Below are 22,493 nucleotides of genomic sequence, written 5' to 3' on the forward strand. Positions count from 1 at the left end.
GTCGTTGCGTCTACACCTGCTGGCCGTTCAGCCAGATCGGGCCAGCGGGCCAGTCCTCGAGCTGCGCTGCCACCGGCAGCGCCATCCAGCCGCCCTGCTCGGTGTTGCTGACGCCCGCGCCCTCGGCCGTGAACGCCGAGAAGGTGCCGACGGCCTCGGGGAACTCGTGCCAGCCGAGCTTCGCGTAGAAGGGGATGCGGTCCTCGCCGGCGCCGAGGAACCCGAAGGGGACGCGGAGTCCCTCGAGGACCGCCGCGGTCCGGGTCATCAGCTCGCGGCCGACGCCGGTGCCCTGCAGTCGGGGCGACACGGCGACCAGGCCGGTGTCGCCGACCAGGACGTCTTCGCCGCCGACAGAGATGTACATGCGGCGGATGCCGACGTGGGCCAGGACGACCCCGTCGGCGTCGTGCGCGAGCACCCGGCGTTCCGGCTGCATGCCGGACCAGCTCCGGCCGCCCACGTACCAGTGCGACCAGTCGGGGAAGGCCTGCCCGAGCAGCGCTGCGATCGCTTCGTGGTCGGGGAGCGACAGCGTGCTCTCCTCGACCACCTCCCACCGGATGTCGTCAGTCACGGGTCCATCCTGCACGGATGTGGTGGTGATCGTTGCGTTCTCGTACCGACCGGTAATACGTTAACGGTGACATCGAAGTGATGTCACCACCAAAGGGGAGATCGATGTCGATCAAGAACGTCGTACTGGGTGCGGTCGTGCTGGGGAGTGTCGTGGGCGGCGGGATCGCGGTCGACACCGTGACGGCGCCGGAGGCGAGTGCGGCGACGTGCTGGCGGAAGGTGACGCAGAGCACGGGCTTCAACGAGTCGGGGTGTGGTCGCGCTCAGCACTTCAACCGTCTGCGGAGCGGGACGATGAAGTGGGGGAACGTGGTCGGTGGCAACAAGTGGTCCTACCAGGCCGCCTGCTGGACCAACATCGCCCAGTACGGCATGACCCGGGCCTGACGCGGTGATTCGGAGCAGGCTTCGGGGAGCAACGATCGCCGGGGCGATCGCCGCCACGGCACTCGCTGGCTGCGCCTCCGCAGATGCTGCCCCCCGGGTCGTCGATCCGTCAGGCTTCTCCGCGGCCGGGCCGTGGGCGGGTGAGTTCGCGGAATCGGCCTCCGACACCAGTTCCTACCAGCGGCAGATCCTCTCGGACGGAACGATCTCGGCGCGGGAGGTCGCAGATGCGCAGTCCCGCATGAGCGCATGCATGCGAGATCTCGGCTACGACTACACGACAGCGGAGGACGGCACGTCCGAAGCCTCGCCGCTCCCCGGGCGGAAGGCTGAAGACGCCACGGCCATGAACGATTCGAAGTCGAAGTGCGCGAAGGACTTCGACAGCGACGTGACCTACCTGTTCAACGAGGTCCGGCGGAACCCGGAGAAGCAGGACGAGGCAACGATCACCGTCGCGTGCCTCCGTGCTGCGAGACTCGTCGACGACACGTACACCGAACGTGAATGGCGCACCCAGAACGACGACGGGAACTTCTCCTTCTCGCCGTGGGACCCCGCAGCCGTACAGTGTCGGCTGGACCCCCTCGGCCTCTGGCGGCAGTGATGCGCTTCCCGTCTGCCGCACTCCTGGCGCTCGGCGCGATGGTGGTCGCGGCGGCGACGGCCGCCGCCATCGTGGTCGCTGTGCCGGCCGAGGTCCCGGCTGCACTCCGGACGGCGGCCCCCGCGAGCACCGTACGGGTGACCGAGCGGACCGATGCCGATGCACGACAGGTGCAGCTCGCACTCGACACCGGTGCCCCACGGGCGGTCGTGACGTCGCGGAGCGGCACGGTGACGACGTCGACGTGCTCGACCGGGGCACCCGTGCGGAGTGGGGACGTCCTCGCGCGGGTCGACGGGCGGCCGGTGATCGCGCTCGCCAGTGACGAGCCGCTGTGGCGCGACCTCGAGCTCGGCGACCGCGGGGCCGACGTCACGGGGTTGCAGCGGGAACTCACGCGCCTCGGTGCCGGACTGAGCATCGACGGCATCCTCGGTCGGGGCACACTCCGTGCTGCGCAGCAGTTCCTGGTCGACCGAGGTGTCGACCGCGACGACCTGCCCGACGACATCGTGCCGCGGGACCCCTTCGCATGGGTGCCAGCCGCCGAGAACGCCGTCCTGGCGTGCGTGGCCGTCGTCGGGGCCGTGGTCGGCGCCGACGGTGTCCTCGTCGAACTCCCGGCCGAACTCCGCGGCGCGCGCATCGAGGCGCTCCCGGTCGATCCGGCGCCGGGGGAGCGCGTGCTCCGGATCGGGAACGTCGACATCCCGACCGACGCCGCCGGCGTGGTCTCGTCGCCGACGGCCCTCGCCGCGATCACCGCCCTGCCGGAGTACGCGGCGACGGTCGCTTCGGCGGACGGCGCACCCACCGTGGCCGCGACGTGGACGCTCAGCCGGCCACGAACCGTCCAGGTGGTGCCACCGACGGCCCTCTGGGACCTCGAAGGTGACCGGGCGTGTGTGCAACCGACGACGGGGCGGTCACTCCGTGTCGAGGTGCTCGGATCGGAACTCGGGCAGTCGTTCGTCCGGGTGCCCGGCGGACGAACGCTCGACCGGATCCGGGCTGCGCCGGACCGGTCCAGCTCGTGTCGGTGACGCTCGAGGGCGTCGGGCACGTCTGGCCGAACGGCACCGTGCTGTTCGACCGCATCGACCGCACCTTCGCCGAGGGGACCGTGACCGCGGTCGTCGGGCCGAGCGGTTCCGGCAAGTCAACGCTGCTCGCGATCCTCGCCGGGATGCTCCGTCCGACGCGCGGTGCCGTCGTCCGTCCGCCGGGCTGTCGGCCACTCTGGGTCTTCCAGAACCCGTACGGGGTGGCCCGCCGCCGCGTGCTCGACCACGTCGCGCTGCCGTTCGTCGCCCAGGGGGCGGATCGTCGGACCGCGGACGTCCGGGCGCTCGAGGTCCTCGAGCGCTTCGGGCTCGGTTCGCGGGCGCACGCGCGGTTCGCCGAACTGTCCGGTGGTGAGGCGCAACGCCTGATGCTCGCGCGCGCCATCGCCAGCGCGCCGGGTCTGATGCTGGTCGACGAGCCGACGGCGCAACTCGACCGGGCGACCGCGATCGAGGTGAATCGTGGGATCGGTGCGCTCGTCGCGTCGGGGACGGTCGTCGTCGTCGCCACGCACGACGACGCGACCCGTGACGCCTGCGACGGAGTGCTCGACCTCGGGCGGTACCGATGAGCCCTCGCCGGATGCAGGTGACCGAGGTCTGGCGGGAGGCGTGGCGCGACATCGCTTCCGGAGCCTCGTGGGCAGCCACGGCCGCTGTCGTCCTCGCGGTGCTGCTCGGCGGCGTCGTGGGCATGCGCGCCGGAGCGGTCGCCGGTGACGTCCGAGCGGCTGCGGTGTTCGTCGCGAGCGGTGCGGCGACGACCGTCCAGCGGGCCGAGGGCCGGATCGACGGCCGCGTGTGCGATGCGCTCGCGGATGCCGAAGGGGTCATCGCGTCGGGTGCGTTCCGGCGCCTCGACGCCGGGGTCGTCCCCGCCGCGCTGCCGGGCTCGGCGATCCCGACCTACGAAGTGACCGCCGGGGTGCGTGGCCTGCTCGGCGGCTCGGCTGCCGACGGGGCCACGGGAGTGATCGTCTCGCCCGCGGTGCACGAGACCCTGGGTCTTGCTGCCGGTGATCGCCTCGTGACGGTGGGCGGCGCGGGCACCGGAGTCGCCGGTGTGTACGACTACCCCGACGACGGCCGGGACCCCGACCTGGAGTACGCGGTCCTCGCACCGGCGGTGGACGACGGGTCGCCGTTCGACGCCTGCTGGGCGACGGTGTGGCCGCAGCGCGACGACACGGTCGCGATGCTCCGGCGCACCGTCTTGCCGGCGAGCGGGGCCGAGGGCGAGGACCGACCGACCGCCGGGCAGCTCAATCCGACGCTGGGCGCGGTCTTCACCCCCGCGGCGCGGCAGCCAGTGCTCGTCCCGTTCGGTGCAGCGGCCCTCGTGGGGCTGACGATCGGCGGGGCAGCGGTCGCACGGCGTCGGCTCGCCCTGGCCTCCGATCGGCACGTCGGGGTACCGCGGAGTGCGCAGGTCCTCGGCGTCGTCCTGCAGCACCTGGTCTGGGCATCTGTCGGGGCGGTGGTCGCGACGAGCGTCGCGGTGGTGTCGGTGCGTGGCCTCGAGGTCGACGATGCGCTGCCGATCGTGCGCGAGGTAATCGCGATCGCGTCCCTCGGGCTCGTGGGCGCGCTGCTCGGTGGAGCGCTCGCCGCAGCCGCGATCCGCGAGCGCGCGCTGCACCGCTACTTCCGCTCCCGCTGACCGCGGCCGGCGGGGCGGACGCGCGCCGGGCCTCCCGTCGCCTGCGCGCCCCCGTTCGCCGAAGCGACAGATCGCCGCGAACTGTTCGCAGCGATCTGTCGCTTTGGCGGGTACCTCGCACCGGGATGGCGTGGATCTGTCGTTCTGGCGCCGGCGACCGACGCCCATTTGGTTGACGCGTCAACTAAATGGGCGCACACTGGTGCCATGCACACGCAGGACCTCCTCGCCGCCGACACCGGGATGGGTGCCGTCACCCTCCGCGTCGCGAACCTCGACCGGATGATCGGCTACTACCGCGACGGCGTCCAGCTCGCGCTGCTCTCGAACGAGGGCGGCGTCGCCGTGCTGGGGCGACCGGGCGCCGGTGGTCTGGCGATCCCGATCGTGATCCTCGAGCACGCGCCGTCCATGCAGCACGCCGACCCGCACGACGCCGGCCTGTTCCACACCGCGATCCTGTTCGACACGAGGGCCGACCTGGCCGCCGCGCTGTACTCGGTCGCGACGAAGTTCCCGCAGACCTTCACCGGCAGCGCCGACCACCTGGTGAGCAACGCGTTCTACTTCACCGACCCCGAGGGCAACGGCGTCGAGCTGTACTGGGACCGTGACCGCACGGAGTGGTCGTGGACGCACGGCATGGTCGACATGGACACGAAGTACGTCGACCCGAACGCGTTCCTGCAAGAGCACCTGACGCAGGACGCCCTGGACACCGCCGCAGCACGCCCGGGCAAGGTCGGCCATGCGCACCTGTCCGTCGGCGACGTCGACGCCGCGCGCTCCTTCTACGTGGACACCCTCGGCTTCGAGACCACCGCCGGCTTCGGCGACGCCCTGTTCGTCAGCGCGGGCGGGTACCACCACCACATGGCGATGAACACCTGGAACTCCCGCGGGGCCGGGCGCCGCCAGCTCGCCCTCGGGCTCGGACTCGTGCGGATCGAGGTGCCTGGGGCCGACGACCTCGGCGCCCTCGTGTCGCGCATGCACGACACCGGGGTACAGACCGCGGACGACGGCCGAACGGTCGCGTTCGAGGACCCGTGGGCGAACCGCATCGAGGTGACCGCGCCCGGTCGCGGCTGACGATCGGGTCGCGAGGGGCCGACAGGTCAGGCGCTGTTCGAGATCCCGCCGTCCGACGTCAGCAGCTGTCCGTTCACCCACGCGCCCTGCTCCGAGCAGAGGAACCCGACGAGCGCGGCGGTGTCCGACGGGCGTCCGAGTCGGCCGAGCGGGGTGCCCTCGACGGCCCACCCCTTGACCTCGTCGGACATCCAGCCGGTGTCGTTCGGGCCCGGGTTCACCACGTTGGCGCTCACGCCGAGGCTGCCGAGCTCCTTCGCGGCGCCGAACACGATCCGGTCGAGCGCGCCCTTCGACGCCCCGTACGGCAGGTTGTACGCGATGTGGTCGCTCGTCAGGGCGACGATCCGGCGTCGGTCGCGCGGTGCGGCGTCCCCGGCGCGCTCGAGCCCGGCCGCGTAGGCCTGCACGAGCAGGAACGGGGCGCGGGCGTTCACGGCGAAGTGGCGGTCCCACGACTCGACCGTGGTGGTGCGGAAGTCGGAGTCGACGGACTCGCAGTGCGACATGACGAGGGCGGTGACCGGGGCGCCGGCTTCCGCCTCGGCGCGGCCGACGAGTGCGGCCGCCTGCTCCGGGTCCTCCAGGTCGACCGGGAGGCGCGTCACCCGTGCTCCGGCCGCCTCGCACTCCTGCACCACCGAATCGACCCCGTCCGGGTCCGCCCCGCCGCTCACGCGGTCGTCGTAGGGTCCCCACCACGAGATGGCGAGGTCCCAGCCGTCGGTCGCCAGCCGGGTGGCGAGCGCTGCGCCGATGCCGGCTCTGCGACCCACCCCGGTCACCAGGGCGAGTGGTCGTGCGGACGTCATGCGTGCCTCCTGTCCGGCGCTCCGTCGCACCGATCGGCACCCAGTCTGCCGGAACCGGCCACCCGTGTGACCATCGCACCCGGTGTCCTGTCGGCGGACGGCCGACCGCGGGGGCCAAGATGGACGGATGCCACGAACACGACGGCCCTCCCGACCGGGGCGCGGACGCCGCGGCGGTCGCCCGGACCCCCGCGACCTGCCGCTCGAGCACGTCCGCGACCGGATGTCGTCGTACATCTACGGCAACATCACGGTGCTCGCCGTCGCGATCGCGGTGGACCCGGAGCAGATCCACCACGGCGCCGCGGTGGCGACCGTCCTGGCGACCGCGGTGCTCACGTACCTGGCGCACGTGCTCGCGCACCTGGTCGCGCACGGACTCGGCGACGACGGCGAGGAGTCCGCTGCGGACCGCGCTGCGCGGCGCGACTCGGTCGCGACGATCGTCCGGAACGCCAACCCGATCGCGACCTCCGGGCTCATCCCGGCCGTCCTCTACGCGGCGGCGTGGATCGGCTGGCTGCCGGCCGAGTGGGCGCAGATCTCGGCGACCGTGATCCTGGTCGTGCGCATCGGGCTGGTGGGCGTGTTCATGCAGCGGTTCAGTGGCAAGCAGCCGACCTTCCTCGGGCTGTGGGGCGGGATCGTGCTCGCCGCGGTGGCGTTCGTGATCGGTCTCGTCAAGGTGGTGCTGACGCATTGAGTGACCCGCACGCACACACCGGACCCCCCTCCGAACCCACCGCTGCGGACGAGCCGAAGCGCGGCGGGCTGCGGTTCCTGCGCGACCTCGTCATCATCGTCGTCGTGGCGCTGCTGGCGTCGTTCCTGGTCAAGGCGTACCTGGTCCGTTCCTTCTACATCCCCTCGGCCTCGATGCAGAACACGCTGCTCGTCGGGGACCGGGTGCTCGTCAACGAGCTCGTGCCCGGGGTCGTCCCACTGCAGCGCGGTGACGTCGTGGTGTTCCAGGACCCGGGCGGCTGGCTCGGCATGGGCCAGGGCGATGACCTGATCAAGCGCGTCATCGGCCTGCCGGGTGACACGGTGTCGTGCTGCGACGCCCAGGGCCGCCTGTCGGTGAACGGGCACGCGGTGGACGAGCCCTACGTCGTGCTCGAACGCGGGTCGGACCGTGTCGCCGGGAAGGACTTCGAGATCACCGTGCCGAAGGGGCGCATCTGGGTGATGGGCGACAACCGGTACGACTCCGCCGACTCGCGCGTGCACGGCACCGTGCCGGTCGACGACGTCGTGGGGCGGGCCTTCGTGACCACGTGGCCGATCTCGCGGTGGTCGCTGCTGTCCCGGTACGGCGACGAGTGGGACCGGGTCCCGACGCCGTGACCGCGGACGACGAGGGCTTCGGCTACGAGACCGGCGGGGACGACGACCTGTCGATCCACCGGATCGCGACACCGGGCAAGCGGTCGGGGACCATCGGTCCACGCCCCGACCACGTCGTGTTCTGGCTCGCCGACGGCCGGGCCAGCCTGACCGCGGACGACGGCGAGCACTGGGAGGTCGGTGCCGAGCGGCCGATCATGCTCTCGGCGTCCGTCGCGTACGGCTTCGAGACCGACGCGACCGCCACGACGCTGCTCCACCTGTCGCCGTCGCTGCTCGGCGACACGGGGGAGTCCTCGGTGTTCGGGCAGCCGGACGCGGCCGATCCCGCACTCGAACCGCTGCGCGCACTGCTGCGCGAGGCCTCCGGGCGCATCCTCGACCCGGCCCTGCCCGCCGACGACCGTGCGGCCCTGAACCGGCGGATCGCGACCGTCGTCCTGTCGACCTTCGCCAGGTCGCGATCGGACGTCGCGGACCGGATGCGGCGGGCGATCGGCTTCGTGCACGACCACGCCGACCGGACGCTGACGGTGGCGGACGTCGCAGCGGCCTGCGACCTGAGCGAGCGCGGCCTGCAGGACCTGTTCCGTCGTCGTCTCGGCGTCACGCCCATGCAGTACCTGCGCGAGGTCCGGCTCGACCGGGTGCACCTGGAGCTGGGACGGCCGGGTTCCCGCGCGCTGCTCGTCAGCCAGGTCGCGCGGCGGTGGCGGTTCACCCACCTCGGGCGGTTCGCGGCGTACTACCGGGAGCGGTTCGGGGAGCCGCCGCACCAGACCATCGCGCGGAGCGGCACACCCGGAGAACGGTAGTTCTCGCGTTCTTTGCGGATTCCGGCTATCCTGCTCGCGTGGATGCGCGACGGTCCGAACTGGGGCAGTACCTCCGCGCCCGTCGGGCACTCGTCCAGCCCGAGGACGTCGGCCTCACTCGCGAGCCCGGACGACGAGTGGACGGCCTGCGCCGTGAAGAGGTCGCGCGGCTCGCGGGCATCAGCCCCGAGTACTACCTGCGGCTCGAACGCGGCCGCGATCACCAGCCGTCCGACCAGGTGCTCGTGGCGCTCGGCCGGGCCCTGCGGCTCGACCACGAGGCCGTCGACTACCTGCGCCGACTCGCACACGCCGAACGCCGCCGCCCCGAGGGGGCCGTACCGCCGGGACTCGACGACTCGGTCCGGTCGCTGCTCGCGCAGTGGTCGCACACGCCGGCGTTCGTGATGGACCGCAACCAGGACATCATCCTGTCCAACGCCCTGGCGAGCGCCCTCGGCCCCGGCTACATGGAGCCGGGCGCAAACCTCGTCCTGCAGATGTTCTCCGAGGCGTCCCGGCAGCACGCGGCCGAGTGGGACCGCACCGCGCACCGGGTCGTCGCCGCACTCCGGCTGCACGCCGAACCCGAGGACCCCAGACTGCAGGAGATCGTCGGCACCCTGACCCTGCAGGACCCGGACTTCGCCCGCATCTGGGCCCGGCACGACGTCGCGGTGCAGCGCACCGGGGTCTCGCGGCACTGGATCGACCCGATCGGCTGGGTCGAGTTCCGCTGGCAGAACCTCGCGATCCCGGGCAGCTCGCACGTGCTCGTGACCTTCTGGGCCGACCCCGGCACCCCCGCAGCCGCGGCCGTCGCGTACCTCGCCGCGCAGGTGCAGCAGGGCACCGCCCGCCGGCAGCCGGTCGCGGGCGAGACCGCGGTGGGGTAGCCGAGCGGTCGTCGCGGTCGTCGCGGTCGTCGCGGTCGTCGCGGTCGCGGCGGTCGCAGCGATCGCTGCGCTCGCGATCAGGCGGTCGTCGCGCCCTCGTCGAGCAGCCCCCGGAGCGTCGTGAGCCGTGCGGCGGACTCCTCGTCCACCGCCGTCCACACCACGAGCACGTGCTCGGGGTCCTCCAGCCGACGCAGCTGCTCCCACCGCAGGTCGATCCGGCCCACCAGCGGGTTCTCGAACGCCGACTCCCCGCGGCGAGCCGGCCGCACCGCTCCGCCGGCCCACTCGGTCGCGAACGTCGAGCTCCGCGCCATCAGCTCGCCCAGGAGTTCCTGGAACCGGTCGTCGGCGTCGTGCTCGTCCAGCGAGTCCCGGAGCATCGCGGCGGTGCGGTGCGCCTCGGCCTCCCAGCCGTCCACCGAGTCCTCGACCCAGGGGTTCAGGAAGGTGAACCGCGCCAGGTTCGTGCCGACGGTGAGGGACGCGGACAGGGCACCGGCGAGCCGGTTCGCCGCCACGACGTCCAGGTGGCGGTCGAAGACCACGACCGGTTCGGCGAGCGCGTCCACGAAGTCCTGGGCCGACGTCGTCGTCGTGCCGTCCTCGTGTTCCATGCGATCACGCTAACCGGCCGGGCCGTGGAGCAGGCGTGAGATGGGGGCCCCGCCGGGGACCCCATCGCGGCGCCGCCGCCCGGCAGGGGGACCCCGGCACGGTGTGTCCGACCGCCGGGGAGCACCGCGCACCGCACCCGGAGCCGCCGGCACGCGCCGTCGTCGGGGGTGACGGGCAACGACAGGGACACGACGGCGCAGCACCCCCAGCCCTAGCGTGACGACGCCGGGACCCCGGTCCCCGCACCACCCCAGACGTTCGTCACGAAGGAGACCCGCAATGGCTGCACCCACCATCGTCCTCGTCCACGGCGCGTTCGCCGACTCCGCCAGCTGGGCACCCGTCACCCGCGAGCTGCTCGACCGCGGCCACACCGTCCTCGTCCCGCCCGTCTACAACCGCAGCCTCGCCGAGGACGCCGCCTCGATCCGCGCCGTCGCCGAGCACGTCGACGGGCCGGTCGTCCTCGCGGGGCACTCGTACGGCGGCGCCGTGATCACCGTCGCCGGCGAGGCAGAGAACGTCGTCGGTCTCGTCTACGTCTCCGGCTACGTGCTCGAGGTCGGCGAGAGCCTGGGGCAGCTGCAGGGCGGGTTCCCCGACTCCGACCTCGCCGCGAACCTGGTGTACACGCCGTACCCGGTCGCCGGCGGCGAGGACGGCACCGACGTCTCCGTCGCGATCGACGCGTTCCCGCAGGTCTTCGCCGCCGGGGTCGACCCGCGCGTCGCCGAGGTCCTCGCAGTCTCGCAGCGCCCGCTCTCCGGCGCTGCCTTCGGCGAGCCGGCGTCCGCCGCCGCGTGGAAGACCACCCCCGCGTGGGCGATCGTCTCCGCCGACGACCACACCATCAACCCCGAGGTCGAGCGCTTCGGCTCCTCCCGTGCCGGCATCACCGACGTGACCGAGCTCGCCGCCCCGCACCTCGTCATGCAGACCCACCCGAAGGACGTCGCCGACGTCATCGAGCGCGCCGTCGCCGCGACCAGCGCGACCGACGCCGCCGCCTGACCCGACCATCCCTGGAGGCGCGGTGCGCGCCCGACGCACACCGCGCCTCCAGGCTGTCCCCGTCCCACCCCAGGAGGCGACGTGACCACGGAACGCACCACCCACGCACCCCGCGGCGGCGCCCTGGCGCCGCTCGCGATCCCGGTCTTCCGCGCCCTGTGGATCGCGGTGCTGGTGAGCAACATCGGCAGCTGGATGCAGACCGTCGGCGCGCAGTGGCTGCTCGTCGACGAGCACGCCGCACCCGTCGTCGTCGCCCTCGTGCAGACCGCGTCGAGCCTGCCGGTGCTGCTCGTCGGGATCCCCGCCGGGGTGATCGGCGAGTTCGTCGACCGGCGGCGGCTGCTCATCGGCGTGCAGGCGTTCCAGGTGGTCGTCGGCGTCGTGATGACCGTGCTCACCGCGACCGGAGACATGACCCCGGCGCTCCTGCTCACCGTCACGTTCCTGCTCGGTACCGCCTCGGCGCTCCAGCTGCCCGCGTACCAGGCGCTCGTGCCCGAGATCGTGCCGCGCGCCGCGATCACCGACGCCGCGGCGCTCAGCTCCGTCGGCGTCAACGTCGCCCGGGCGATCGGACCGGCGCTCGCCGGGGTGGTGATCGCGCAGCTCGGCGTGCCGTTCGTGTTCGCCGCCAACGCGCTGTCGTTCGCGCTCTTCCTGGTGGTGCTCGTCGCCTGGCGCGGGTACCGGCGCCCCGAAACGCGGGCCGAACCGTTCATCGACGCCACCCGCGCCGGGCTGCGGTACGTCCTGCACGCGGCGGTCGTCCGTCGACTGCTCGTGCAGCTCGCCGTCTTCATGGTGCCCGCGAACGCGCTGTGGGCGCTCCTGCCGCTCGTCGCCGACGGACCGCTCGGCCTGTCCTCCGGCGGGTACGGACTGCTGCTCGCCGCCGTCGGCACCGGGTCGGTCGGCGGGGCGTTCCTGATGCCGGCGGTCCGTGCGCGACTCGGCATCGGCCGCACGGTCGGCATCGCCTCGGTGGTGTTCGGCGTCTGCACCACGGTCGTCGCGCTCGTCCCCGTGCTGGCGGTCGTGCTCGTCGCGCTGCTGGTCGGCGGGGTGGCCTGGATCGCAGTGGTGACGACGCTGAACGGCACCGTGCAGGCGTTCCTGCCCGCCTGGGTGCGGACCCGCGGGCTCGCCGCCTACCAGCTCGTGCTGTTCGGCTGCACCGCGATCGGTGCGGCGCTCGCCGGCGCGGTCGCCACGCCGCTCGGGGTGACGGGGGTGCTCGCCGGGGCCGGAGTCCTGACCGCGCTCAGCGCCGCGCTGCTGCTCGTGTCCGGGTTCCCGGTGCTCACCGACCGGCAGCGTGCCGTGACGCCGATGCCGTTCGGGGACGAGGTGTTCGTGGCGGACGACCACGGCGCGGCGACGGGGGAGACCCTCGTGCTGGTGCACTGGACGGTCCCGGCGGACGCGGTCGACGAGTTCCGGGCGCGCGCCGAACGGCTCGGGCGGAGTCGTCGGCGGACCGGTGCCCGCGACTGGAACCTCTACCGGGACGCCGCGACCGGGCCGGACGCCTGGGTCGAGGCGTTCCGGGTGGGGTCGTGGCAGGAGCACGTCGACCAGCACGAAGTCCGGCAGACCGGGGACGACGCGCGGACCCTGCAGTCGGTGCGCGAGATCGCTGGCAAGCCGCGCGTGGAGCACCTGGTCGCGGAGGGGGTGGGTAGCCCGTCGTCGGGGTGACGGGTGGGGTCAGCGGCCGGTCGTGGTGGCGGGCGGGGTCAGCAACCCGTCGTGGTGGCGGGCGGGGTCAGCAGCCCGTCGCGGTGGCGGGTGGTGTCAGCAGCCGGTCGTGGTCAGGGTCACCGTCGCGACCGTGCCGTCGGACACCTTGGTCGTCTGCGGGCACAGGTCACCGGCGCGGACCGTGATCTTGCCGAGGGGGACGCCCGCGAAGTCGGCCGTTCCACCCGGGAACACCCGCTGGTGCTCGGAGAGCTTGCCGGTCGAGGCGAACACCTTGACCTCGTAGGGGTGGTCGGCGGCGTTCGACGACACCGTGACCGACACCTGGCCGGTGGAGTCGTGGGCGCCACAGCCGGCGAGGGCCAGGAGCGCGGCCACGCCGAGGACGGTTGCGGGGACGACTCGGAGCACGACGACCAGGGTACGCCGACGCGCCCGACGATCTGCGCCCTCCGGACTGGGGCCAGGCCCTGTCCGTTCAGCGCGTTACCGTGGGAGCATGCAGCCGGAAACCGCGATGTCCGTGCCCGCGCCGACCGGGGCCGATGCCGTCCGGCGAGCGGCCCTGATCGCGGCGCTCGACGTGGTCGACGGTGGCGTCGAGGAACGGTTCGAACGGATCACCCGCATCGCGCGCGAGGCCCTCGGGGTCTCCGGCTCCTTCCTCAACCTGGCCGGCGAGACCACCCTGACGATCAAGTCGCAGCAGAGCGACGCAGCCTTCGGCCCGGTCATCCCGCTGCAGGACACCTTCTGTGGCCGGACCCTGGGCGAGCAGGGGCCCGTGGTCGTCCCGGATGCCCGCGAGGACGCCCGGTACGCGGACCTGCCGATGGTGCTCGGTGACCCGAACGTCCGGTTCTACGCCGGTGTCGGGCTCCGGGCCGGCGACGACGACCTGAAGGTCGGCACCCTCTGCCTGATCGACCCCGAGCCGCGCACCCTCGACGCCGACGAGCTCGAACTGCTGCAGGAACTCGGCGTCTGGGCTGAGCGTGAGCTCCTGGCCGGAGCCGATGAGGACCGCCTGCGCACCGTGCTCAACGGCCTGCAGCCGACCGAGGTGCAGGTTCCCGGGTACCGGATCACGGGGATGTCGATCCCGCACGGGCTCGTCTCCGGTGACTTCCACGACTGGCACCGCTCCGGCGAGGACTCGATCCACCTGACCGTGTCCGACGTCATGGGCAAGGGGATGTCCGCCGGGCTCCTCGCAGCGAACATCCGCGGAGGCCTGCTCGCCCGCGGCGACCAGGACCCGGGCGTCGCCGTCGCCGAACTCGAGGCGCAGGTCGCCCCCGAGCTCAGCCGTGCCGAGTCCTTCGCGACGATGTTCCACGGCCGACTGGCCCCGTCCACCGGGCGACTCGACTTCGCCGACGCCGGCCACGGGCTCGTGCTGCAGCTCCGTGACGACGGCGCCGAACGGATCCTGCGGTCGTCGGACCTGCCGATCGGGCTGCACCCCGCCGGGATGCCCCGCGCGGCCGGGTCGCTCGTGCTCCGGCCCGGTGACGTGCTCATCGTCGTGACCGACGGCGCGCTCGAGCTCTGGGACTCCACGCTCGCGTCGCTGTCCGAGCTGGGGTCGCTGTACCGGGAGTCCCCGGACGTCGAGACGTTCCTGCAGCGGGTGCGCGCACGCGTCGCCGAGCACGACCCGGGCGACGACCTGACCGTCGTCGTCGTGGCGCGCGAGGCCGTCGAGGCGCTCGAGGCCTGAGCGGTCGAGAACTGTCGGCTGGCTCGTCGACGGTCACGCGGCGAGTCGTCGCCGGCCGAGTGGTCGCGACGTGTCGTGCGTGGGGCGCCGAGTGGTCGCGAACTGTCGGTTGGCGGGGCCTCGACCGACGGTTCGTGACCGCCCGACGGACGTGAGCGGGGTGTCGTGACCGTTCGGCCGGCGACGGGCGTCACGCAGCGAGGGGTCGCGACGTGTCGTGGGTGGGCCGCCGAGTGGTCACGAACTGTCGGTTGGTGGGGCCTCGGCCGACGGTTCGTGACCGCACGACAGACGTGAGCGGGGTGTCGTGACCGTTCGGCCGGCGACGGGCGTCACGCGGCGAGGGGTCGCGACGTGTCGTGGGTGGGCCGCCGGGTGGTCACGAACCGTCGGTCGGCGGGGCCTCGGCCGACGGTTCGTGACCGTTCGCCGGACCTGAGCGGGGTGTCGTGACCACTCGACCGGCGACGGGCGTCACGCGGCGAGTGGTCGCGACGTGTCGTGCGTGGGGCGCCGAGTGGTCGCGAACTGTCGGTTGGCGGGGCCTCGGGCGACGGTTCGTGACCGCACGACAGACGTGAGCGGGGTGTCGTGACCGTCCGGGCCACGCCACGCCACACCACGCGCCGGCCGGGCGCGGCGTCAGGCGCCGAGGCGCTCGATCAGCTCGGCGTAGCGCGCAGCCGTGCGCTCGACGATCTCGTCCGGGAGCACCGGCGGCGTGCCCTGGCGGTCCCAGTGCGCGCTGAGCCAGTCCCGCACGATCTGCTTGTCGAACGAGTCGGTGCGGTCGGCGGAGCGGGCGTCCCAGTAACGGCTGGAGTCGCTCGTCAGGACCTCGTCGGCGATGCGGATCCGGCCGGTGGCGTCCTGCCCGAACTCGAACTTGGTGTCCGCGATGACGACGTCCCGCTCGAGGGCGATGGCTGCGGCCTCGGTGTAGACGTGCAGCGAGAGCTCGCGCAGGGTGGCGGCGGTCTCGGCACCGACCAGGTCGACGGTCTGCTCGTACGAGATGTTCTCGTCGTGCTCGCCCTGGGCCGCCTTGTACGCCGGCGTGTAGATCGGTTCCGGCAGGCGGTCACCGTTGGAGAGCCCCGCGGGGAGCGCGACGCCGCACACGCTGCCGGTCTCCTGGTACTCGGCCCAGCCGCTGCCGACCAGGTACCCGCGCACGACGCACTCGACGGGGAACATCGTGAGCGGCATGACGTGCATGGACCGTGCCTCGACCTCGGCCGGGACGGGGGTGCCACCGGAGGACGGGCCGATGATGTGGTTCGGGACGTCGCTCAGCTGGGTGAACCAGAACCGCGACAGGCGGGTCAGTAGTTCGCCCTTGCCCGGGATCGGCGGCTCGAGCGCGAAGTCGTACGCGCTGACCCGGTCCGAGGCGACGAGCAGCAGCTCGGACGCGCTCGCCAGGTCGGCGGTGCCCTCGGGCACGTAGAGCTCGCGGACCTTGCCGGACGAGACGTGCCGCCAGCCGGCGATCGGCGCGGGGGCGCTCACTTCGCGACCTTCGCGGCGATGTCGGTGCGGAACTGCGCGCCCTCGAGCGTGATGTCGCCGAGCCCGGCGTAGGCACGTTCACGGGCCTGGGCGAAGTCGGACCCGGTCGCCACGACGCTGAGCACCCGGCCACCCGTGGCGACGAGCGTGTCGTCGAGGACGCCGGTGGCGGCGTGCGCGACCGAGACGCCGTCGCGGGCGTTCGCGTCGTCGATGCCGGTGATCGGTCGACCGGTCTGCGGGTTCTCCGGGTAGCCCTCGCTCGCCAGGACGACGGTCACGGCGACCTCGTCGCGGAACACGGGCGCGGGCACGGCACCGAGCTGCCCGGTGGCGGCGGCCAGCAGGAGTTCGCTGAGCGGCGTGGCCAGGCGGGGGAGCACGACCTGCGTCTCCGGGTCACCGAAGCGCGCGTTGAACTCGATCACGCGGACGCCCTGCTCGGTGACGATGAGGCCGCAGTACAGGAGTCCGACGAACGGCGTGCCCTCGTGCTCGAGACGACGGACGGTCGGCAGCGCGACGAGCTCGGTGACCTCGTCGACGAAGGCCTGCTCGGACGGCCAGCGGTCGGCGAGCCACGGCAGCGGCGAGTACGCGCCCATGCCGCCCGTGTTCGGTCCGAGGTCTCCGTCGGCCAGGCGCTTGTAGTCCTGCGCGGGGCTGAGCGCGCGGACGTCGTGCCCGTCGCTCAGGAAGAACAAGGAGACCTCTTCGCCGTCGAGGAACTCCTCGACCACGACGTGTCCGTGCTGGAGCCAGTAGGTGGCGTGGTCGATCGCGGCCTGGCGGTCGTCGGTCACGAGCACGCCCTTGCCGGCGGCGAGCCCGTCGGCCTTGACCACGTACGGAGCGCCGAGCTCGTCGATCGCGGCGACGGCTTCGTCCGCCGTGCCGGCGTAGACCGGGCGCCCGGTGGGCACACCGGCCTCGCCCATGATCCGCTTGGCGAAGGCCTTCGATCCCTCGAGCTGCGCGGCGGCCTTGCCCGGCCCGAACACCGGGATGCCGCGGGTGCGCACCGGGTCGGCCACGCCGGCGATGAGCGGGGCCTCTGGGCCCACGACGACGAGCTCGACGTCGTTCTCGATGGCGTACTCGGCGACGAGCGCACCGTTGGTGGGGTCGAGGGAGACGGTCTCGACGTCGGCGGCGATGCCGGCGTTGCCGGGCGCTGCCGTGATGACGTGACCCGCATGCTCAGCGAGGAGGGCCGTGATGATCGCGTGCTCGCGGGCACCGGAACCGAGGACGAGGATTCGCACCCGATCACCCTACCCAGCCCGACTCGCCGCCCGCGATGCGAGGGCTAGCCTGTGGAGATGCCACCCAGGAGGATCGAGGACGCCGACGGGCGCGCGGCACTGGCCGCCGTGCGTCGTGGGGAGACGGCCCGACCGGCCGTCGCGACCGCGGTTCGTTGGACGTTGCAGTGCCTGGCGGACGAGGTCCCGGGCAACAGCGTCGAGGTGCGGGTGCCGCCGTTCGCCGCCGTCCAGGCCGTGCCCGGACCCCGGCACACCCGTGGCACGCCGCCGAACGTGGTCGAGACCGACGCCACCACGTGGCTGGCACTCGCGTCCGGCGAGCTGACCTGGGCCGAGGCGGTCGCGCAGTCGCGCGTCAGTGCCTCGGGCTCGCGCGCCGACCTGACGGCGTTCCTGCCGGTCCGGCTGCCCGCCCCTGGCGCCTGACCCTGCGAGCCGCCAGCACCGATCCGCCAGCACCGATCCGCCGGCACCGAGCCGCCGCGGCGAAAGCGCCTGCGGAGAACTCCCGCGCGAATTAGGTAGTGCCTACCGATGCGCTCGCATCGACCGGGTTCCTAAGCTTGAAGTCGCCGGGATTCGGACCCGACCCGAACGGGTCCGAACCCGGCGACAGGCACCAAGGTACGCGATGTTCCACACAACGTGTCAATCGCAGCGGCGCGTCGTGCTGCAATCCGCAACGTTCTTGCGTGCGCGACAGCCGACGCGGAACGCGGAGCCGGCCGTGCCGAGTACCGAGCAGCTCAGAGCAGCTCGCTGAGCTCCGACCGCGCGTGCAGGTCCCACTTCGCGAAGACTCGCGACAGGTGCGCGTCGATCGTCCGCGTCGAGAGCCCGAGGGACTCCGCGATCCGTCGGTTGCTCAGCCCCTGCGCGGCGAGTTCGGCGACCTCGTACTCGCGCTTCGTCAGCGGCGGTTTCGAGTGTCCCGCGGTCACGGAGATGCCGTGTGCCGCGAGCAGTCCCTGCGCCGCGATCACCCGCGTCCGGTCGCCGGCGCGCACGGCGTCGGCGTACTCGATCACCGCGGCGGCGAGGGGCCCGTCGACGCGGGTGGCGGCCTCGCGCATCCGCTCGAGTGAGCCGGTCGAGTCGCGCCCCTGCGCCATGCCGACCGCGTGGTGCAGGGCGTACCCGTACATCACGTGCGTCCACGAGCCGTTCGCCGTGCTGCGTTCGATGATCTCGTCGGCGTGCTGCAGTCCGGCCGGGTTGCCGAGCACGGCCTCGGTCCAGGCGATCGACACGGCGACCTGCTCGCCGGTGATGCGCATCGCCCGTTGCGGGGTGGTCCGGGCTCGTTCGAGCGCGCTGGCGGCTGCTTCCGGGCGTCCGCCGTACGCGAGCGCCAGGGCCAGCCGCGCCCAGGGGTAGGCCGCGAACCCGCCGTGGTCGGCGATGTCGTACCGCTCGCACGCCGCCGAGAACGCGGCGACGGCGTCGTCCCAGCGGCGCTGTGCGATCGCCAGGTTGCCCTGGCCGATGAGCTCGAGCGTGAAGTCGTACTTCAGGTAGGGGCTGGACCGACCCGCGGGCACCTCGATGATCAGGTCGTCCAGGTCGCCGCGCCACATCTGCACCTGGTGCAGGACGGAGGAGTTCTCGCCGACGCTCCAGGGCGCTGCCTCGACGTGGGCCACGGCGGTGGCCAGGGCGCGGTGGCCGAGCGCGGACGCGTCGTCCAGCCGGCCGGCGGTCGCCAACGCCATCACGGCACAGGGGGCGACGGCGAGGAACGACATCGGCATCGTCGGGGCGTCCACGATGCCGCTGCGCTCGATCTCGGCCCGGACCTCGGCGAAGTCGCCGCCCCAGCCCTGGTGCGCCATCCGCAGCAGCCGGAGCCGTTCGACGGCCTCGTCGGACACCACCAGGCGCGTGGCGGCATCGGTCAGGGCGACCGCCGCCGTGACGTCGTCGTCGTGGAACTGGCGGATGTTCGCCAGGGTCTCGCACGCTTCGATGACGGCCTCGTCGGTGACGTCGCCGACGTGCCGCTTCGCCACGCCCCAGGCGGCTTCGGCGTCGGCGCGGCCGGCTTCACGGCCGTCCGAGTACGAGTACGCCAGCGAGCGGAGGCAGTGCGCCGCGACCTGTTCGGTGGGGGTGAGCGTCGTGCGGAGCGCTGCCGAAGCCAGGGCGATCCCGCTCTCGTGCTCCTGCAGCCGCACGGCGACCTGCGCCGCGTCGAGCAGCTGGTCGACCGACGGCAGGACCCCGCACTCGAGCGACCACAGTGCGGCACGCAGGCGTGCGGCGGGCGGTGCGCCCTCGGGCCGATCGGTGCGGAAGGCGTTGGCGCGCGCGAAGAGTGCCGTTCGCCGGGCCACCGGCACCAGGGTGCGGATGACCTCGCCGACGAGCGGGTGCGACGGCCGGACGACCGCGGCGCCGTCGTCGAGCGAGTCGATCCGGACCAGGCCGAGCGCGACGACCCGGTCGACGTCCCCGCCGGTCACCAGACCGAGCAGGCGGGCGAGCGGGATCGGGTCGGCGAGGGCGACGATGTCGACGACGTCGCGCAGGTCCTCCGGCAGCGACCCGAGCTCGGTGCGGTACATGTCCGCGAGGCTGTCCGACGCGGTCACCCGCCCGCGCCAGTACCACCCGGTCGCGGTGTGGTCGAGGGCGCCGGAGACCCGCGCCGCACGGACCACCTCGCGCAGGTACAGCGGGTTGCCGGCGGTGGCGCGGTGGACGCGCTCGGCCGAGGCGTTCTCGAGCGGCGACCCCAGCGCCTCGGCCACGAGCGCCGCGGTCTCGTGCAGCGCGAGCGGCTGCAGGTCGATGCGCTCGAGCAGGTCGTCCTGCCACAGCGCTCGGAGCGGCTCGGGGAGCGCCGTGAAGTCGCGGCAGGTCAGGACGAGCCGGGCGCCCTGCCGGCGGACCAGCCAGGCGACGTACCGCGCGGAGATCGCGTCGAGGTGGTCGGCGTCGTCGACGCGGAGCAGGACGTCGCGGTCGACGAGGTCCTCGATCGCCCGGAAGCGCTGCTCGGCGCCGCTGTCGTCGGACAGCTCCGAGATGGACGCCGGCAGCTCGCCGAAGCGCTCGGCGACGGCGCCGAAGGGCATCGACCGGCTCGCGGCGACCGCCGTGATCGGCACGACGACGGTGCGGCCGGTGCCGTCGCGACCGGCGACGCGATCGGTGACCCGGGCCGCGGCGGTGCTCTTGCCGATGCCGGGGGCACCGACGAGCGCGACGCTCCACCGGTGCTCGGCGACGACGGCGACGGCGCGGTCCTCTTCCGCGCGCTGCGCGACGGGCCAGGCCACGCGGGCGGGGGCGGCCGGTCGGCGTCGGCGGGCGGGTGCGGTTCGTTCACGCATCCGACACACCTCCTCCGCTTGGGATACCGACCAGTAGCGACCATCCTCTCCCGGATCGGTCGCCGCGCACAGGCCGCGGGACGTCCCACAGTGGGGGACAATGGACGGGTGAGCAACACCGATCAACCCGACGAGCAGCCGCTCCCCACGCCGGCACCGGCTCCCAGCGCGGTCGCCAGCCCCGACGAGGTCACCATCCGCCGTGCACCGAAGTTCGGCGTGTTCATCGTCGGCGGTGCCGTGCTCGGGTTCCTCGCGACCCTCGTCGTGGTCGCCCTCACCATGAACCTCGGCGGCCAGCGGGACCAGACCAGCTTCGGCAGCCTGGTCGGCTACTTCAGCCTGTGGGGCGTCACGATCGGCGCCTTCGTCGGTGCGGTCGTCGCCGTCGTGTTCGACCGGGTCTACGCCCGGCGGTCGGCCCGCCTGACGGCGGAGCGCGTCGAGGTCGAACTGCCGCCCGAGACGGTCGACGGTGAGCTCGACGACCACGGTGACCAGCGGCCGTAGCCGCCCCCGACCAACGGACTGGAGGCCCGGTGCCAGCTGGCACCGGGCCTCCAGTCCGTCGTCTGGTCGCGTCTCGGACGCGACCTAGCTGAGCTGGTTGGCCTCGACCCAGGACAGGTACTCCGGGCTCACGGTGCCCGTGACGTACTCGCCCGTGAAGCAGCTCATCTCGAGGTCGGTCACGTCCGAGCCCTCGATGATGGCGTCACGCATGTCCCCGACCTCCTGGTAGATCAGGTGGTCGCTGCCGAGCACGCGGTTGATCTCCGGGATCTTCCGGTCGTGCGCGATGAGCTCCGCACGCGTCGGCATGTTGATGCCGTAGACGTGCGGGAAGCGGACAGGGGGAGCCGCGCTCGTGAACGTGACCTCGTTCGCGCCGGCGGCCCGGGCCATCTCGACGATCTCGCGGCTCGTGGTGCCGCGGACGATCGAGTCGTCGACGATCAGGATGTTCTTGCCCTTGAACTCGGACGACATCGCGTTGAGCTTCTGGCGCACCGACCGCTTGCGCTCCGCCTGCCCCGGCATGATGAAGGTACGGCCGACGTAGCGGTTCTTGTAGAAGCCCTCGCGGTACTCGATGCCGAGCTTCCGGGCGACCTGCATGGCCGCCGGACGGCTCGAGTCCGGGATCGGCATGACCACGTCGATGTCACCGGTCGGCGCGTACTGCTCGATGGTGTCAGCCAGGCGGTTGCCGAGGCGCAGACGTGCGTCGTAGACCGAGATGCCGTTCATCACCGAGTCGGGACGCGCCAGGTAGACGTACTCGAACGAGCACGGCACCAGACGTGGGTTCTTCGCGCACTGGCGGGCGTGCATCTGGCCGTTCATCTCGATGAAGACGGCCTCGCCCGGCGCGATGTCGCGGACGATCTCGTACCCGCCGGACTCGAGCACGAGCGACTCGCTCGCGACGACCCACTCCGGCTGCCCGGCCTCGTCGAACTTGTGGCCGAGGATCAGCGGGCGGATGCCGAACGGGTCACGGAAGGCCAGCAGCCCGTGCCCGGCGATGGTCGCGATCGTGGCGTAGGAGCCCTCGACCCGCTCGTGCACGCGCTCGACCGCGTCGAAGACCTGACCCGGGTCGAGGTTCGCGCCGCGGACCTGGCCCTGCAGCTCGTGCGCCAGCACGTTCACCAGGAGCTCGGTGTCGCTCGTCGTGTTCAGGTGACGACGGTCGATGTCGAACAGTTCACGCGTGAGTTCCCGCGTGTTGGTGAGGTTGCCGTTGTGGACGAGGACGATGCCGTACGGCGCGTTCACGTAGAACGGCTGGGCCTCTTCCTCGTTCGTCGCGGCGCCCTTGGTGGCGTAGCGGACGTGTCCGAGCCCCATGGTGCCGAGGAGGGCACGCATGTCGCGGGTGCGGAACGCCTCGCGCACGTGCCCGCGGGTCTTGTGCATGTGGTGCACGTGACCCTCGACCGTGGCGATGCCCGTCGAGTCCTGCCCGCGGTGCTGCAGGAGGAGCAGTGCGTCGTAGATGGATTGGTTGGCGGGGCCCTGCGCAACAAGGCCGACGATGCCGCACATTCGCGGGTGTG

Annotated in this window: 23 protein-coding genes; 15 read left to right on the plus strand and 8 right to left on the minus strand. The window is 72.6% G+C overall.

Annotated elements, in window-relative coordinates; translation table 11 throughout:
- Positions 1-10: 10 nt before the first annotated feature.
- Positions 11-577, minus strand: coding sequence for a GNAT family N-acetyltransferase (locus DEJ19_RS03485; RefSeq protein ID WP_071405850.1), 567 nt, complete (start codon positions 575-577; stop codon positions 11-13).
- Between the two features lie 104 nt (positions 578-681).
- Between DEJ19_RS03485 and DEJ19_RS03490 the strand changes: the two genes are divergently transcribed.
- The 6 genes from DEJ19_RS03490 (at position 682) to DEJ19_RS03515 (ending at position 5,389) form a co-directional block, all read left to right on the plus strand.
- Positions 682-966 carry a hypothetical protein gene (locus DEJ19_RS03490; protein WP_110858837.1) on the plus strand — a complete coding sequence of 95 codons (285 nt, stop codon included), beginning with the start codon at positions 682-684 and terminating at the stop codon, positions 964-966.
- Between the two features lie 253 nt (positions 967-1,219).
- Complete coding sequence (locus DEJ19_RS03495) at positions 1,220-1,573, plus strand: hypothetical protein (protein WP_111233916.1); 354 nt, start codon at positions 1,220-1,222, stop codon at positions 1,571-1,573.
- Positions 1,573-2,616 carry a peptidoglycan-binding domain-containing protein gene (locus tag DEJ19_RS03500; protein WP_111233917.1) on the plus strand — a complete coding sequence of 348 codons (1,044 nt, stop codon included), beginning with the start codon at positions 1,573-1,575 and terminating at the stop codon, positions 2,614-2,616. The genes DEJ19_RS03495 and DEJ19_RS03500 overlap by 1 nt, the downstream gene beginning before the upstream one ends.
- Positions 2,607-3,209, plus strand: coding sequence for an ABC transporter ATP-binding protein (locus tag DEJ19_RS03505; RefSeq protein WP_111233918.1), 603 nt, complete (start codon positions 2,607-2,609; stop codon positions 3,207-3,209). The genes DEJ19_RS03500 and DEJ19_RS03505 overlap by 10 nt, the downstream gene beginning before the upstream one ends.
- Complete coding sequence (locus tag DEJ19_RS03510) at positions 3,206-4,297, plus strand: hypothetical protein (protein ID WP_146250707.1); 1,092 nt, start codon at positions 3,206-3,208, stop codon at positions 4,295-4,297. The genes DEJ19_RS03505 and DEJ19_RS03510 overlap by 4 nt, the downstream gene beginning before the upstream one ends.
- 207 nt (positions 4,298-4,504) lie before the next feature.
- Positions 4,505-5,389 carry a VOC family protein gene (locus tag DEJ19_RS03515; RefSeq protein WP_111233920.1) on the plus strand — a complete coding sequence of 295 codons (885 nt, stop codon included), beginning with the start codon at positions 4,505-4,507 and terminating at the stop codon, positions 5,387-5,389.
- A gap of 26 nt (positions 5,390-5,415) precedes the next feature.
- Here the strand turns inward: DEJ19_RS03515 and DEJ19_RS03520 are convergent, their stop codons facing one another.
- Positions 5,416-6,201 carry an SDR family oxidoreductase gene (locus DEJ19_RS03520; protein WP_111233921.1) on the minus strand — a complete coding sequence of 262 codons (786 nt, stop codon included), beginning with the start codon at positions 6,199-6,201 and terminating at the stop codon, positions 5,416-5,418.
- Between the two features lie 127 nt (positions 6,202-6,328).
- Between DEJ19_RS03520 and DEJ19_RS03525 the strand changes: the two genes are divergently transcribed.
- The 4 genes from DEJ19_RS03525 to DEJ19_RS03540 are packed head-to-tail and all read left to right on the plus strand — an operon-like array spanning position 6,329 to position 9,259.
- Positions 6,329-6,904 (plus strand): hypothetical protein, encoded by a 576-nt coding sequence (locus DEJ19_RS03525; protein WP_146248331.1) that lies wholly within the window; start codon positions 6,329-6,331, stop codon positions 6,902-6,904.
- Positions 6,901-7,548, plus strand: a complete 648-nt coding sequence (lepB, locus tag DEJ19_RS03530) for a signal peptidase I (RefSeq protein ID WP_110864314.1) — start codon at positions 6,901-6,903, stop codon at positions 7,546-7,548. The genes DEJ19_RS03525 and lepB overlap by 4 nt, the downstream gene beginning before the upstream one ends.
- Complete coding sequence (locus DEJ19_RS03535; protein WP_181441598.1) at positions 7,545-8,363, plus strand: helix-turn-helix transcriptional regulator; 819 nt, start codon at positions 7,545-7,547, stop codon at positions 8,361-8,363. The genes lepB and DEJ19_RS03535 overlap by 4 nt, the downstream gene beginning before the upstream one ends.
- Positions 8,364-8,401: 38 nt before the next feature.
- The gene (locus DEJ19_RS03540; RefSeq protein WP_111233923.1) at positions 8,402-9,259 is read left to right on the plus strand and encodes a helix-turn-helix domain-containing protein; all 858 of its coding nucleotides are present in this window, start codon (positions 8,402-8,404) and stop codon (positions 9,257-9,259) included.
- A 77-nt stretch (positions 9,260-9,336) separates the two neighbouring features.
- On the opposite strand, the gene DEJ19_RS03545 is transcribed toward DEJ19_RS03540, so the two are convergent.
- A complete protein-coding gene (locus tag DEJ19_RS03545) occupies positions 9,337-9,876 on the minus strand; it encodes an MmyB family transcriptional regulator (RefSeq protein ID WP_111233924.1) in 540 nt (179 codons plus the stop codon).
- A gap of 280 nt (positions 9,877-10,156) precedes the next feature.
- Between DEJ19_RS03545 and DEJ19_RS03550 the strand changes: the two genes are divergently transcribed.
- Positions 10,157-10,888 carry an alpha/beta fold hydrolase gene (locus DEJ19_RS03550; protein WP_111233925.1) on the plus strand — a complete coding sequence of 244 codons (732 nt, stop codon included), beginning with the start codon at positions 10,157-10,159 and terminating at the stop codon, positions 10,886-10,888.
- Positions 10,889-10,969: 81 nt separating this feature from the next.
- Positions 10,970-12,589 carry an MFS transporter gene (locus DEJ19_RS03555; protein ID WP_111233926.1) on the plus strand — a complete coding sequence of 540 codons (1,620 nt, stop codon included), beginning with the start codon at positions 10,970-10,972 and terminating at the stop codon, positions 12,587-12,589.
- 96 nt (positions 12,590-12,685) lie between these two features.
- On the opposite strand, the gene DEJ19_RS03560 is transcribed toward DEJ19_RS03555, so the two are convergent.
- Complete coding sequence (locus DEJ19_RS03560; protein WP_111234308.1) at positions 12,686-13,003, minus strand: hypothetical protein; 318 nt, start codon at positions 13,001-13,003, stop codon at positions 12,686-12,688.
- An 88-nt stretch (positions 13,004-13,091) separates the two neighbouring features.
- Between DEJ19_RS03560 and DEJ19_RS03565 the strand changes: the two genes are divergently transcribed.
- Positions 13,092-14,315, plus strand: a complete 1,224-nt coding sequence (locus tag DEJ19_RS03565; RefSeq protein WP_111234307.1) for a PP2C family protein-serine/threonine phosphatase — start codon at positions 13,092-13,094, stop codon at positions 14,313-14,315.
- A 642-nt stretch (positions 14,316-14,957) separates the two neighbouring features.
- On the opposite strand, the gene DEJ19_RS03570 is transcribed toward DEJ19_RS03565, so the two are convergent.
- Both DEJ19_RS03570 and purD read right to left on the minus strand, forming a co-directional pair.
- The gene (locus tag DEJ19_RS03570) at positions 14,958-15,827 is read right to left on the minus strand and encodes a phosphoribosylaminoimidazolesuccinocarboxamide synthase (RefSeq protein ID WP_111024227.1); all 870 of its coding nucleotides are present in this window, start codon (positions 15,825-15,827) and stop codon (positions 14,958-14,960) included.
- The gene (purD, locus tag DEJ19_RS03575) at positions 15,824-17,092 is read right to left on the minus strand and encodes a phosphoribosylamine--glycine ligase (RefSeq protein ID WP_110864321.1); all 1,269 of its coding nucleotides are present in this window, start codon (positions 17,090-17,092) and stop codon (positions 15,824-15,826) included. Before purD ends, DEJ19_RS03570 begins: the two co-directional genes overlap by 4 nt.
- A gap of 57 nt (positions 17,093-17,149) precedes the next feature.
- Between purD and DEJ19_RS03580 the strand changes: the two genes are divergently transcribed.
- A complete protein-coding gene (locus DEJ19_RS03580; protein ID WP_071248502.1) occupies positions 17,150-17,521 on the plus strand; it encodes a sterol carrier family protein in 372 nt (123 codons plus the stop codon).
- A gap of 320 nt (positions 17,522-17,841) precedes the next feature.
- Here the strand turns inward: DEJ19_RS03580 and DEJ19_RS03585 are convergent, their stop codons facing one another.
- Positions 17,842-20,430 (minus strand): helix-turn-helix transcriptional regulator, encoded by a 2,589-nt coding sequence (locus tag DEJ19_RS03585; protein ID WP_111234306.1) that lies wholly within the window; start codon positions 20,428-20,430, stop codon positions 17,842-17,844.
- 108 nt (positions 20,431-20,538) lie between these two features.
- On the opposite strand from DEJ19_RS03585, the gene DEJ19_RS03590 reads away from it, so the two are divergent.
- A complete protein-coding gene (locus DEJ19_RS03590) occupies positions 20,539-20,940 on the plus strand; it encodes a hypothetical protein (RefSeq protein WP_110858851.1) in 402 nt (133 codons plus the stop codon).
- Positions 20,941-21,024: 84 nt separating this feature from the next.
- Here the strand turns inward: DEJ19_RS03590 and purF are convergent, their stop codons facing one another.
- The gene (purF, locus tag DEJ19_RS03595) at positions 21,025-22,482 is read right to left on the minus strand and encodes an amidophosphoribosyltransferase (protein ID WP_027465037.1); all 1,458 of its coding nucleotides are present in this window, start codon (positions 22,480-22,482) and stop codon (positions 21,025-21,027) included.
- Positions 22,483-22,493 lie beyond the last annotated feature (11 nt).

This window comes from Curtobacterium sp. MCSS17_016 (assembly GCF_003234255.2).
Taxonomy (GTDB): Bacteria; Actinomycetota; Actinomycetes; order Actinomycetales; family Microbacteriaceae; genus Curtobacterium; species Curtobacterium flaccumfaciens.